The sequence below is a fragment of the Azospirillum oryzae genome (genome assembly GCF_008364795.1).
GTDB lineage: Bacteria > Pseudomonadota > Alphaproteobacteria > Azospirillales > Azospirillaceae > Azospirillum > Azospirillum oryzae.
On the sequence record NZ_VTTM01000004.1, the window covers coordinates 302,529 to 315,902 of the forward strand.

The 13,374-nt window shown below is 70.5% G+C and carries 11 protein-coding genes; 8 read left to right on the plus strand and 3 right to left on the minus strand.

Annotated features, from left to right (window positions below; translation table 11 throughout):
* The first annotated feature begins 55 nt into the window (after positions 1-55).
* From tagH to FZ938_RS14750, 4 genes are all read left to right on the plus strand, one after another.
* On the plus strand, positions 56-1,744 hold the full coding sequence (gene tagH / locus FZ938_RS14735) for a type VI secretion system-associated FHA domain protein TagH (protein ID WP_149199233.1): 1,689 nt from the start codon (positions 56-58) through the stop codon (positions 1,742-1,744).
* Between the two features lie 53 nt (positions 1,745-1,797).
* On the plus strand, positions 1,798-4,092 hold the full coding sequence (locus FZ938_RS14740; RefSeq protein ID WP_149199234.1) for a serine/threonine-protein kinase: 2,295 nt from the start codon (positions 1,798-1,800) through the stop codon (positions 4,090-4,092).
* Between the two features lie 8 nt (positions 4,093-4,100).
* Positions 4,101-5,771 (plus strand): alpha/beta fold hydrolase, encoded by a 1,671-nt coding sequence (locus FZ938_RS14745; protein WP_149199235.1) that lies wholly within the window; start codon positions 4,101-4,103, stop codon positions 5,769-5,771.
* Positions 5,772-5,946: 175 nt separating this feature from the next.
* Positions 5,947-6,339, plus strand: coding sequence for a hypothetical protein (locus tag FZ938_RS14750; RefSeq protein ID WP_149199236.1), 393 nt, complete (start codon positions 5,947-5,949; stop codon positions 6,337-6,339).
* A 3-nt stretch (positions 6,340-6,342) separates the two neighbouring features.
* Here FZ938_RS14750 and FZ938_RS14755 read toward each other — a convergent pair whose 3' ends face one another.
* On the minus strand, positions 6,343-7,281 hold the full coding sequence (locus FZ938_RS14755) for a LysR family transcriptional regulator (RefSeq protein WP_149199237.1): 939 nt from the start codon (positions 7,279-7,281) through the stop codon (positions 6,343-6,345).
* Between the two features lie 142 nt (positions 7,282-7,423).
* Here FZ938_RS14755 and wrbA point away from each other — a divergent pair, with 142 nt between their 5' ends.
* The 3 genes from wrbA to FZ938_RS14770 all read left to right on the plus strand — a co-directional run bounded on the left by wrbA (position 7,424) and on the right by FZ938_RS14770 (position 9,462).
* Positions 7,424-8,026, plus strand: coding sequence for an NAD(P)H:quinone oxidoreductase (gene wrbA / locus FZ938_RS14760; protein ID WP_149199238.1), 603 nt, complete (start codon positions 7,424-7,426; stop codon positions 8,024-8,026).
* Between the two features lie 36 nt (positions 8,027-8,062).
* A complete protein-coding gene (locus FZ938_RS14765) occupies positions 8,063-9,028 on the plus strand; it encodes a glutathione S-transferase family protein (protein ID WP_149199239.1) in 966 nt (321 codons plus the stop codon).
* A gap of 62 nt (positions 9,029-9,090) precedes the next feature.
* Positions 9,091-9,462 carry a DUF3435 domain-containing protein gene (locus FZ938_RS14770; RefSeq protein ID WP_149199240.1) on the plus strand — a complete coding sequence of 124 codons (372 nt, stop codon included), beginning with the start codon at positions 9,091-9,093 and terminating at the stop codon, positions 9,460-9,462.
* A 13-nt stretch (positions 9,463-9,475) separates the two neighbouring features.
* Here FZ938_RS14770 and FZ938_RS14775 read toward each other — a convergent pair whose 3' ends face one another.
* The gene (locus tag FZ938_RS14775; protein WP_149199241.1) at positions 9,476-9,850 is read right to left on the minus strand and encodes a hypothetical protein; all 375 of its coding nucleotides are present in this window, start codon (positions 9,848-9,850) and stop codon (positions 9,476-9,478) included.
* 236 nt (positions 9,851-10,086) lie between these two features.
* Between FZ938_RS14775 and FZ938_RS14780 the strand changes: the two genes are divergently transcribed.
* Positions 10,087-12,081 (plus strand): PP2C family protein-serine/threonine phosphatase, encoded by a 1,995-nt coding sequence (locus FZ938_RS14780; RefSeq protein WP_149199242.1) that lies wholly within the window; start codon positions 10,087-10,089, stop codon positions 12,079-12,081.
* A 105-nt stretch (positions 12,082-12,186) separates the two neighbouring features.
* Here the strand turns inward: FZ938_RS14780 and FZ938_RS14785 are convergent, their stop codons facing one another.
* Positions 12,187-13,341 carry a DNA topoisomerase IB gene (locus FZ938_RS14785; protein ID WP_246457244.1) on the minus strand — a complete coding sequence of 385 codons (1,155 nt, stop codon included), beginning with the start codon at positions 13,339-13,341 and terminating at the stop codon, positions 12,187-12,189.
* Positions 13,342-13,374: the final 33 nt, after the last annotated feature.

The window sequence follows — 13,374 nt, forward strand, 5'->3', positions numbered from 1 at the left end:
TGTCCAAGCCAAAGGAGACCCCAGCGGTGGAGATGCCAGCGGTGGAGATGGTGGAATGCTGAGGCTGAGGATCGTGTCGGACCATCGGGCGTCGCTGGGCGGCAATGCCGAGAAGACGCTGCATGGCGGCAGCCTCACCGTCGGGCGGGGGGTGGAGAACGGCTGGACCCTGCCCGATCCCGACCTGCTGCTGTCGCGCCAGCATTGCGTGTTCGAAGCGGCCGGGTCCGGCTTCCGGGTGACCGACACCAGCACCAACGGCGTCTTCCTCAACGGATCGGAGCAGCCGATCGGCCGCAACGCGACGGCGCCCCTGTCGTCGGGCGACCGCATCCGCGTCGGCCGCTTCATCATCGAGGCGATGGTGGAATCGCTGAGCGCCCCCAGCTTCACCGAAATCACCGGGGCCTTCACGCTGGGCGGCAGTGGCGGGGAGGCCGATCCGTTCGCTCCGACGCCGGCGCGGCACGCCCCCGCAAGCCGTGCCGCTGAGCAGGATCCGTTCGACGAGCTGTTCGACGATCCGACGGCACGCCCCTTTGAAAGCCAGCCGCTGCGTTCGGAGGCTGAGCCGTTCGATTCCTGGACCTCCTCCAGCAGCGGCTCGGCAGCGCGGGAGCGGGCGGACGACTGGCATTTCGGCACCGTCGACGACCATTCCGATCCGCTGAACCAGGCGGTGTCGGTCGGCGTCTCCTTCCCGGCCCCGGCCCCGTTCCCGGCCCCGTTCCCGGCCCCGTTCCCGGACGAGCCGCAGCGGTCGTCCGGCGGCGGCATCCCCGACGATTGGGACGACGACCTCTTCGGCATGCCGCAGCCGGCGGCCCCGGCCATCCCGGACCCGTTGTCGTTCCCGCCGCCGAAATCGGCCCAGGCGCTGCCGGACGACTGGAACATCGACGAGACTCTGCCCGATCAGGCGGCGCCGGACCTGCCGCTGAAATCCGCTGCCCCGGTTCTTTCTCCGGCATCGGCCCCGCCGCCGGAACCGGACCCGCTGCCGGACGATACCGACCTCGCTCCCCGTCTGGTCGTGGCGATGCCGGCACCGGCGCCAAGGCCGATGCCGGCGCCTCCACCGGCACCGGCGCCGCTGTCCGCGCAACTGGCGGCGCCCGATGCCGGTGCGGCGGTCGCCGCCTTCTACGAGGGGTTCGGCGCTCCGCTGCCGCCGGACGGGCTGCCGGATCCCACCGCCATGATGCGAAGCCTGGGCGAGGCGTTGCGCGCCAGCCTGGGGGCGCTGCATGGCAGCCTGCGGGCGCGGGCGCGCTTCAAGGACGAGTTCCATCTGGAGCAGACCAGCTTCCGCCCCGCCGGGGAGAACCCGCTGAAGCGCTGCGAAACCCTGGACGAGGCGGTGTCGGTGCTGGCCAACCCGCGCCTGCGCGGTTTCCTGCCGATGGGCGACGCGGTGCGCGAGGCGGCGAGCGACGTGCAGGTCCATCACCTTGCCTATGCCGCGGCGTTGCAGACGGCGCTGAAGCAGGTGGTCGCCAAGTTCGATCCCGGCGCGCTCAGCCAGCGGCTGGAGACCCGGCTTCTCGACAGCCTCGTTCCGGCCGCGCGCAAGGCCCGCTACTGGGATCAGTACGAGGTCCTTTACAAGGATCTGGTGGTCGAACTGGAGGAGGATTTCGACCGCGTCGTTGGCGATGCCATCGCCCGTGAATACGACCGCTTCATCCGCCGCGACGGCGGTACTGCCGGCGCGGGCGGTGCCGACGGCGGAAAACCAGACTGAACCCGCCCGACTTCGCCGCCGCATCAACCCTCTGACCGGACCACGCCCCTTCCATGGCCCAGCCCCCCGACGACAGCCACGAGCCTACCGCCATCCTGCCCGCCGCCGGCGCGGGGGCGGATACGGGCACGGAAACAGGGGCGGATCCCCAGGCCACCCGGCTGACGGCGCCGCCAGCAACACCGATACCGTCCACACCGGTGCCGGCCTCCACCGCTTCGGGCGTGGAGCCGTCAGGCGTCCGGGCCGTTCCGGAACCGATCGGGCCGGGCACGCTGCTGAGCCACACCTATCGGGTGGAGGGGCTGATCGCCCGCGGCGGCATGGGCGAGGTCCACCGCGCCCGCCATGTCGACATGGACACCTGGCATGCGGTGAAGGTGATCCGGCCGGAACTGGCGCAGGACGCCAAGATGGTCGAGCTGCTGCGGCGCGAGGCGGCGGCATTGCGGGAGATCCGGCACGAGGCGGTGGTCTCCTACGACGGCGTCTTCCGTGACGAATTCGGCCGGCTACTGCTGTCGATGGAGTTCCTCGACGGCCCGTCGCTGCACGAGGTGCTGCAGGCCGGCCCGCTGGACGCGGCGTCGGTCGCCGTCCTGCTCGACCGCATCGCCTCCGGTCTGGCGGCGGCGCACCAGCGCGGCATCATCCACCGCGACATGTCGACCGACAACGTCATCCTGCCCGGCCGCGACATCGCCAACGCAAAGATCATCGATTTCGGCATCGCCAAGCAGACCGCCGCCGGGGCGGGAACCGTCATCGGCGACGGCTTCGCCGGCAAATACGGCTTCGCCTCGCCCGAGCAGTTCGGTCTGTTCGGCGGGCAGGTCGGGCCGCAGTCCGACATCTACAGCGCCGGTCTGGTGCTGGCCGCGGCGGTGCTGGGGCATCCGCTCGACATGGGCCGCACGCCGCAGGCGATGTTCGAGCGGCGCATGTCGGTGCCCGACCTGTCGGCAGTGGAGGAGCCGTTGCGCGGCGTCCTCTGTTCGATGCTGGAGCCGGACCCGCAGAACCGGGCCGCGACGATGGCGGAGCTGGTCGGCGCCCTGACCCGCCGCGCCGCCGACATCACGCCTTTCGAACACACCTCCCTTCCGGTCTCCACGCCGGAAAAGGAGACGAGGACAGTGGTGACGCCGACGGTGGCGGCCAAGGCCCCCCAGGAAACCAAGGCGGAAGCCAAGACGGAAGCCAAGGTTGAAACCAAGGGGGAGACGAAAAAGGCGCCGGTCGGCCTGATCGCCGGCGGGGTCGGCGGTCTGGTGGCTGCCGGCATCGCCGGTTTCCTGCTGTTCGGGCAATCGCAGCCACCCGCCAAGCAGGCCGCCACCCCGACCGCGCCGGCTCCGACCGTTGCGGCTCCGCCGGTCACGACCGCGTCGGTTCCGCCGCCCTCGACAGGAATGACGACGGCGCCGCTCGGCACCTCCGCCCCCGCCCCGGTGCCCCCACCCGCACCGCCGCCCGCAGCCAAGGAGGGGGTGGAACTGGACGCCCTGCCGCCCAGCCCGGTCCAGCCGAAGGCCGAGCCGGCCGTTCCGCCGCTGCCGATCACCCCGGCGGTCCAGACCGTCACGCCCCCGGCACCGACACAACTTCAGCCGCAGCAGAAGGTCGAACAGGCGGCTCTTCCCGTCGCTCCACCGGTCCCGCGCCTGACGCCGGCCGAGGCGCGCAAGGCGGTGGAGACGGCCGCCGGCGGCTTCGCCTGCGCCGGCGTCCACACGGCCGAGGCCGCGAACGGGCTGCGGATCGGCGGCTATGTCGGCACGGAGGACGATGCCAGGACGCTGAAGGCGGCGATCACCGCCCTGCCGGCCGGCATCGACGTCGATGCTCAGGTCGCCGTGCGGCCCTGGCCGCTGTGCGAGGCGTTGGGCGTCGCCGGACTGCCGGCGCGGGCCGAAACGCAGGGGAGCGGCGCCTTGGGGCTGGGTTTCAACCGGCCGTCGATGGTCTACCGCAAGGGTGACAAGCTGGAAGTCACCGTGACCGCCGGGACCTCGGGTTACCTGACCGTCGATTACATCGACATGGAAGGCAACGCGATCCACATGGTGCCGATGCGGCTGCGCCGCGACGACCGGCTGGAGGCCGGCCGGCCGGTGACGCTGGGCGTCGCGAAATCGGCGAGCGACCGCGTCTATACCATCGCCCCGCCCTATGGCCCGGCGATGATCCTGGCGCTGGTGACCCGCGAACCGCTGTTCCCCGCCGACCGCGAGGAGGTGGAGCCGGCCGGCCCCTATCTGGCGAGCTTGCGCGGCGCGCTGGCGAAGGCGGAGGCCAAGGGCGGCGTGGTCGCCCAGTCCGCCTTCTTCGCCACCGTCGCCGAATAGCACCGCCGATGAACGGCGGCGGCCGGCGTCTCGCCATCATCGGCGGCCTTCTGGTGCTCTGCGCGTTGGCAGGCGGGCTGCTCGGCCTCGGCATCGACCGGCTGACCGGCCCGTCCACAACCCCGGCCCTGGCCCCGGCCCCAGCCGCGGCGCCGTCGCAGATCGTGGCGGTGGAGCCGCTGCCTGCCATACCGGCTCCCCTCCCGGCCCCTCTTCCCGCGGCGGTCCCGGCCGCCGCTCCCGTCCAGCCGGCTCTCCCTGCGCTGGCGGAGGCCCGCTGCCCGGACGGTCCGCTGCCGGCCGGGCCGGCGCCGCGCTGCCGGTCCTTTCGCGTGCCGTCCGACTGGCAGCGGCCGGACAGCCTGCCGGTCGACCTGTTCGTGACGATCCTGCCGGCGCTGAACGGTGCGCCGGCCGCCGATCCGGTGGTGCTGCTCAGCGGCGGGCCGGGGCAGGGCGGCAGCGACGATCTGCGCGGCACCGCCGCGATCCTGGCGCCGATGCGGGCCGGTCGCGACGTCATCCTGGTCGATCAGCGCGGCACCGGCCTGTCGAAACCGTCGCTGCGCTGTCCGGGGCTGGACCCGCTGCGCTACTGGTTCGGCGGCGTGACGGCGGAGGACGCCACCGCCTGCCTTGACCCGTTGCGCCGTAGCGGCTACCGGCTGGAGGATTTCGACAGCGGCCAGAGCGCGGCCGACCTGCCGGCGCTGCGCCGCGCGTTGGGGGTGGAGCGCTGGAACGTGGTTGCGACCTCATACGGCGGGGTTCTGGCGCAGGCGCTTCTGCGCATCGACGGGGCGGCGGTGCGCAGCCTCGTGCTGAACTCCCCGGCCACGGCGGACGCGACGTGGCTCGACCTCGACCGTCTCACCGCCATCCGGCAGGCCCATCGCCGGATGGTCGAGGATTGCGCCGCCCAGCCCGACTGCGCCCGCGCCTTCCCCCGGCTGGGGCAGGCGGTCGAACGGCTGGCGGCGGCGCTGGAGCGGCGACCGCTGGAGCTGCGGCTGCGCCATCCCGTCACCGGACGGGAGACCGACCTGCGCCTGGACTGGCCGATGCTGGCGGGCGTCCTGGCGCTGCGGCTGGGCAGCGGCGACGGGATGGTGGCGGTGCCGGCCCTGCTCGACCGTCTCGACCGCATCGTCGGTGATCCTGCGGCGACGGGGCGGGTGGACGACCCGGCCGTGCTGTCCCTGGTGATGCCGCCGCCGATCTGGACCGTGCTGGACAGTCTGGCCTATGGCCTGAACCTGACCGTCGGCTGCCGCGAGAACCGTCCGCACATCGACGCCGGCGCCGCCCGCCGCGCCGCCGCCGACCTGCGCCCTTTTGTGATGGCCGAGGCGGTGGAGACCGATTACGACGCCGCCTGTCCGGCGCTGGGGCTGCCGCCGGTCGATACGTCCTTTTACCGGCCGGTGGCGGCCGATGTGCCGGCACTGATCCTGACCGGCGCCTACGACACCTTCACCGCCCCGGCGCGGGCCGAGGCGATGGGGCGGAGCCTGCCGCGCGCGACGCTTTTGTCCTTCCGTGGCCTCGGCCATGACGTGCTGGGCACCAGCCTGTGCGGCCGCAACGCCGCCGCCCGCTTCGTCGAGACGCTGGCCGTGGGCGATGCCGGCGCCTGCGTCGAACGGCTGCTGCCGCCGACCTTCGCAACCCGGCCCTGATCGCCCAGCTTTGACCATGCAGCCGTGATCGTCCAAGCGCAGTCTTAACGATTCCACCGCCGGCCGATATGGCGTCCATTGCCAGACGCCGGCGCAAACACTATGATTCGTCCGGTGCAAACCGGGTGGCCGCAGGGACGGGGCCCGTACCGCTTGAGACGATCGGAAGACCCGTATGGACGCTCACGACCTTTCGCTGGACGACAACCGCACGATCCAGGCCATCGGCATCCTCGCCGACGTGCTGGATGGGGTGGAGGGGCCGGGCGGTCTCGACACGGTGCTGGTGTCCAAGGCGCTGCGTCAGGTGATCGCAACCAAATCGCAGCCGGCCTTCGAATTCGCCTCCCGCGCCTTCAACACGCTGGAGCCGTCGGTCCGCCGCCAAGTGGCGGAAACCGCGGACGAGGCGGCGCACCATGCGGTCGAACTGCGCGGCCGGGTCGGCGGCTTCCTGTCCACCGCCGTGAAGAAGCCGGTGCCGCAAGGCCCGGTGGTCGGCCAGCAGCCGAACTTCATCACCGCGCTCAACCTGCGCTCCCGCCGCCGGCCGAACCAGCCGTCCTAAGCGTTATTGGCCTTCTTCCAGCGACAGCGTGTCCAGCAGCGCGCAGTCCCAGTAGGGACGCGGGCCGAAACGCTGCACCAGGAAATCCACGAACACCCGCACCTTCGGCGACAGGTGGCGGTTCTGCGGATAGACCGCGTTGACCGCCAGTTCCGAGGGGATGTGGCGGTGCATCACGCTGACCAGCTCGCCGCGCGCCAGCGCCTGACCGCACAGGAAGGTCGGCGACATGATGAATCCGACGCCGGCCGCCGCCGCCTCGCGCAGCAGGTCGCCATTGTTGCTGCGGATCGGCCCAGAGACCCGCACGCTGCGGGCCTCGCCATCGACGGTGAACGGCCACAGGTCAGGGGTGGGGACGTTGGTGTAGATCAGGCAGTTGTGGTTGGCCAGATCGTCCGGCGTCTCCGGCACGCCATGCTTCTGCAGATAGGCCGGGCTGGCGCACAGCGCCATCCGCGCCGGGGCCAGCCGCCGGGCGATCAGAGAACTGTCGCGCAGCTTGCCGATGCGCACCGCCAGATCATAGCCCTCGTCGATCAGATCGACCGTGCGGTCGTTCAGATCCATGTCGATCTCGATGGCCGGATAGCGCTCCAGGAACTCCGCCACCGCCGGGGCCAGATGCAGGATGCCGAAACTGACCGGCGCGTTCAGCCGCAGCCGGCCGCGCGGTGCGGCATGCAGGTCGGCGACCGCCTGCTCCGCCTCCTCCAGATCGGCGAGGATGCGGGTGCAGCGCTCGTAATAGGCCTGCCCGACCTCGGTCAGGCTGAGCTTGCGGGTGGTGCGGTTCAGCAGCCGCGCGCCGAGCCGGTTCTCCAACTCGCCGATGCGGCGGGAGACCACCGACTTCGACAGGTTGAGCCGGTCGGCGGCGGCGGTGAAGCTCTTGGTGTCCACCACCTTGATGAAGGCGAGCATGTCGTCGAGGCGATCCATGGCATTGTTGTACACCCGGAAACAATGAGGTGCCAAGATCCGGGATTACCGGAACGCACACTTCGCCCTATCTCTGGTGTCACCGCCGGGCCGGCACCGGTCGCGGCGACGTGATCGTTCAACGAAACAGGGAGTGACGGCGATGGCGAAGGTTCTGGTCCTCTATTACAGCAGCTGGGGACATGTGTCGGAGATGGCGCAGGCGGTGGCCGAAGGCGCCCGCTCCGTCGCCGGGACCGAGGTGGCGGTGAAGCGCGTGCCCGAACTGGTGCCGGAGGCCGTCCGCCAGTCCGCTCATTACAAGGACGAGAGCAACATCCCCGTCGCCACGGTGGACGAACTGGCGCAGTACGACGCCATCGTCATCGGCACGCCGACCCGCTATGGCAACATGGCCTCGCAGATGAAGAACTTCCTCGACCAGACCGGCGGGCTGTGGGCCAAGGGCGCGCTCGTCGGCAAGGTCGGCGCGGCCTTCACCTCCACCGCCACCCAGCATGGCGGGCAGGAGAGCACCATCCTCAGCACCCACACCGTGCTGCTGCATCTGGGCATGGTGATCGTCGGCCTGCCTTATTCCTTCCAGGGCCAGATGGGCGTGTCCGAGGTGATGGGCAACTCGCCCTATGGCGCCAGCACGATCGCCGACGGCGACGGCTCGCGCCGGCCGAGCGCGGTCGAACTGGACGGCGCCCGCTATCAGGGCCGCCATGTCGCCGAGATCGCGACCAAGCTGCACGGTTAATGAGCCTTCAAGAACGCTGAAGAAGAGGAGGGAGCCGTGGGCCTGCTGATCGATGGACAGTGGCACGACCAGTGGTACGACACCAAAAAGACCGGCGGCGCGTTCGTCCGGACGGAGGCGCAGTTCCGCGACCGGGTGTCGGCCGACGGCTCTACCCCCTACCCGGCGGAGGCCGGCCGCTATCACCTGATGGTGTCGCTGGCCTGCCCGTGGGCGCACCGCACCCTGATCTTCCGCAAGCTGAAGCGGCTGGACGAGGTGATCGGCGTCAGCGTCGTCGATCCGCTGATGCTGTCGGATGGCTGGACCTTCGCCGAACCGGAGCCGGTCACCGGTGCCCGCCGGCTGTACGAAGTCTATCTGAAGGCTAATCCCGCCTACAGCGGCCGTGTGACCGTTCCGGTGCTGTGGGACAAGAAGACCGGCAGCATCGTGAATAACGAGTCGGCGGAGATCATCCGCATGCTCAACCGCGAGTTCGACGCCTTCACCGACGTGCGCACCGACTTCTGCCCGCCGGAGCTGGTGGAGGAGATCGACCGTGTCAACGCCTTCGTCTATGACGCCGTCAACAACGGCGTCTACAAGGCCGGCTTCGCCACCTCCCAGGACAAGTACGAGGCCGCCTTCGACGCGCTGTTCGCCGCGCTGGACGACCTCGACGCCAGGCTGGCGACCCGACGTTGGCTGGCCGGCAACCGCCTGACCGAGGCGGATTGGCGCCTGTTCACCACGCTGGCGCGCTTCGACGCCGTCTATGTCGGCCATTTCAAGTGCAATAAGCGGCGGATCGCCGACTATCCGCACCTGTCCGGCTATCTGCGCGACCTCTATCAGGTGCCGGGCGTGGCGGAGACGGTGAATTTCGACCACATCAAGCGCCACTACTACGGCAGCCACGCCACCATCAACCCGACCGGCATCGTGCCGAAGGGGCCGGAGCTGGACCTCGACTCCCCGCACGGCCGTGGCGATCTGGGGCCCGATCCCCTGGAATCGTAACGGATCTCTTCCCCGGCGGTTGTCGATAAGAGAACGACAACCGCATGAAGGGGATACGTCCGATGCGTACAGTCATCCTGGCGGCCGCGGCCGTCCTGGTCGTCTCGTCACCGGCGCTGGCCCAGACCGGCCAATCTCAAAATGGGCAATCGCAGAGCGGATGGGGCGGGGCGCTCGACCAGCTGAACCGCACCGTCAATCCCAACGCCTATCCGCAGGACCGCAATGACCGCGCGGCCGACGAGCGCGACGTGAACCGCGACGGCCGCCGCCAGGAAGGATCGTCCGGCAATCGCCGCGGCAATGCCTACGGCGATTATTCCGACCGTGACCTGCGCAACCAGTATGAACGGCTGAGCGAGGAACAGCGCCAGATCCGGCAGAACCGCCGCGCCATCGAAGACGAGATGGACCGCCGCGGCATCAGCCGCTGAGCAGAGACTGCCGTCAGGGCTTGTAGCAGCGGGCCATGTCTTCCGGGCTGCCCATCGCCTCGCACTGGAAGCCGTTGGAGAATTTGAAGCGAAGCGGGCCGGTCTTGCGGACGCTGACCACCGGCTTCTTGCCCGCATCCTGGAATTCCACCCAGGCGGAGCTGTCGAAGCGGGTCTGCAGCCCGTTGCTCAGCTGCACGCGGCCCTGACGGTCCTTGATGATCTGGACCCCGGTGTTGAACAGCAGGTTGGGGCCGTCGGCCTTCGCCGACAGGCCGTTGGTGCAGTTCACCCCCTCCGGCTTGACCGCGACGCATTCGAAGGGATGCGGCTGGCCGGCGGTGAGGACCATGGCATAGACGGCGATTTCCAGGACATTCATCGACATGGGCGTGCACCAGCGGGAAGGCGGCGGGTCCCGCCCGTCTTACCGACCATCTGGTTACGAAAGATATAATGTCGCGCATGCGGTCGAATCTTGCGCCTGAACCCCTGCCGGGCTCCCGGCCGGCACCCTGTCCGCCTTCCCGGGCCGACCGGCGCCTGGACTTGCGCGCCCGGGACCGGTAGAAGCGGTGGCAAAGGCCAAGTGCTTCTTCAGCCACAGGGGGCGGGCGCAATCCCATGACGTTCCAACAGCGTTTGATCCTGCTGGTCACCGGTCTGGTGCTGCTGGCGATCGCGGCGGTCACCACGACGATGGCCTGGACGACGCGCGCCGCCCTGACCGAGCGGATCGAGGCGGAGGCGCGGCTGACCGCCGGCCTGCTCGCGCGTGGAGCCGCCCAGGCCCGCGACATCCCGCAGGAGGTCGACGCCCTGCTGTCCGAACGGCTGCTGTCGGAAGCGACCCTGACCGCCCATCTGGTGGCGATGGCGGAAGCGGCGAAGCAGTCGCCGCGCGCCATCAACGACCGGCTGAAGCAGATCGCCGAAACCGGCGGCCCGGACGAGATGTGGATCACCGACAACCGCGGCCGGGCCTATCTGCACAATCTCGCCGGTCCCGACCCGGTCTTCGGCCAGGACGCCAAGGGCGGGCCGCGCCACGGCGCCTATGCCGGCCTGCTGAACCGCTCCCCCGCGTCGGTGGTTTCCGAACCGGCGATGGAGAACGGCCGGCTGATGAAGTTCGCCGGCGTGACCGGCGTCGACAAGCCGCGCATCGTCCAGGTCGGCACCGACGTGCGGCGCCTCGCCGACATCGTGCGCAACGCCGGCACCGACGGCCTGATCGACGGGCTGCTCGCCACCCGCGCGGTGGAAGGGGCATGGCTGCTCGACCGCGACGGGCGTGTGCTGGCCCGTGGGGCGGTGATGGGTGACGGGGCCGGCGGCCCGCTGTCCGACGCCGACACCGCGGCGGCGAAGGCGGTGGTGCCGGGTGGCGACGTGGCGATCCGCGTGTCGGGCAACAGCATGCTGGCGCTGGCGCCGATCCGTTACGCCGGCCCCGCCACCGCCGCGGGTTCGGCTGCGGGCGTGCCGACGGTCGCGGTGGTTCGGGTTCCCTATACGGAGCCGGGGGCGATGCTGAGCCGCCAGCTGAAGATCGGCGGTCTGGTCGGCGTCCTCGTGCTGGCGCTGGGCGTCTATGCCTGCGTGCGCTTCGCCCGCGACCAGATGGCGCCGGTGGAGCGGTTGGGCGAGGCGGTCAAGGCGGTCGAGGCCGGCCGTTTCAACCCCTTCACCCTGAACGAGGCGGCCGACCGCGACGACGAGTTCGGCCGGCTGTCGCGCGTCTTCCGCCGCATGGCGATGGAGGCGAGCGCACGCGAGGAGACGCTCGACGCCCAGCTGGTCATGCGCGGGGCGGAGCTGGAGACCAAGACGGAGAAGCTGGCCGCCGCCGAACAGCTGATCGAGGAGGAACAGCGCGCCGCCCGCGACGTGCAGTCCAACCTGCTGCCCCGCCAGCTTCCGGTCGGCCGCGACAGCCAGTTCTACGGCATGCTGCTGCCGGGCCATACCGTCAGCGGCGACTTCTATGACGTGGTCGAACTGGACGACCGGCACAGCCTGCTGGTCACCGCCGGCGTGTCGGGCGGCGGCGTGCCGGCGGCCTTCCTGATGCTGATGGTGCGCGGCGCCATCCGCGAAGCCGCCCGTCCCGGCGTCGGCCCGGCGGCGATCCTGACCCTTGCGAACGAGCGGCTGTGCGGCGAAAGCCCCTTCAACGGCTTCGCCGCCGTCTTCGTCGCTGTCTATGACCGTGTGGCCGGCACACTGGTCCATGCCGCCGCCGGTCATCGCGGCGCCTGCCGCATCACCGCCGATGGCGGGGTGGAGTTCCTGACCGCCGCCGGCGGCCTGGCGCTGGGTGTCCGCCGTGGCGCGCCCTATGCCGAAGCGACGGTGACGCTCAACCAGGACGAGACGCTCTTCCTGTGCACCGATGGCGTGCTGCGCTCCATCGACGGCCAGCGCGAGCCCTTCGGCGAGGAGCGGCTTGCCGCCGCCCTTGCCCACAGCCGCGGCATGTCCGCCCGCGACCGCACCGAACTGGTCCTGCGCAGCGTGCAGTCCCATGTGGGGGCGGACGGCCTGATCGCCGGCGATCTGGTCTGCCTCGTCATGCGCCGCCTGCTGCCGGTTACGGAGGCGGCGGAGGCGGTTTGAAGGCGGAGTGTCGGCTGCCGCTTTCCCGAACAAACACTTGTCCCCTCCCCCGCCCAGCGGGGGAAGGTTAGGGTGGGGGCACCCGAAGCCCGAACTTAACCACCCCTACCGCTTCTCCCGCGCCCGAGACGCCGTCTCCCGCTCCAGCCTCTCGCGCAGGAAGGCCAGCACCGCGGCCTCTTCGCCGCTGAGGCCCGCCAGTTCGTTGCGCAGCTCGGCCTCGACCTCGCGCTTCAGCGACTCCAGCAGGGCGCCTTCCAGATAGGCGTCCAGCACCTCGGGGTGGACGTAGCTCTTGCGGCAGACGCTGGGGGTGTTGCCCAGGCGGGTGGCGACCTGCTCGATGGCGCGGGTGACGTTGCGCTTGGCGGCGCTGGCGCTGTCGAAGCTCTCGAACTCCCGCAACGCCATCGCGGCCAGCACGGTGCCGGCCCAGGTGCGGAAGTCCTTGGCGGTGAAATCGGCGCCGGTCGCCTCGCGCAGATAGGCGTTGACGTCGCCGGAGGTCACGGCGTGGCGCTGGCCGTCGGCATCGAGATACTGGAACAGCTCGTCGCCCGGCACGTCGCGGCAGGCGGCGACGACGCGCGCCAGCCGGCGGTCGCGCAACGAGACGTTCCATTCCTTGCCCGACTTGCCCTTGAAGGAGAAGCGGACCTCCGACCCCTCGATCTCGGTGTGGCCGTCGCGCAGCGTGGTCAGGCCGTAGCTCTTGTTCTCGCGGGCATAGCTCTCGTTGCCGACGCGGATCAGCGTGGTCTCCAGCAGCCGGACCACGGCGGCCAGCACCTTCTCCCGCGGCAGACCGCGGCGGCCGAGGTCGGCATTCACCCGCTCGCGCAGATGCGGCAGGGCGCGGCAGAAATCCAGCATGCGGCCGAATTTGGTGCCCTCGCGCAGCTCGGTCCAGCGGCGGTGGTAGCGGTACTGCTTGCGCCCCTTGGCGTCGCGGCCGGTCGCCTGCAGGTGGCCGTCGGGATCGGGGCAGATCCAGACGTCGCGGTAGGCGGGCGGGATCGCCAGCTTGCGGATGCGCGCCAGCGTGTCCTCCTCCGTCACTGCGACTCCGTCGGGCCGGAGGTAGCGGAAGCCCTTGCCGCAGCGCCGCCGCCGGATACCGGGCATCTCGTCGGTGCTGTAGGTCAGCCCGGCGCAGGCGGCTTCCTGCTCGGGCGAGGGGGTGTCCGCGTCGGGGGAGACCGCATCGGACGGGGCCAGATCGGATGGGGCCAGATCGGATGGGGGGAGCGTGCTGTCCATAGCCCCATCAACGGCCGGCAAGGGGATTGGTTG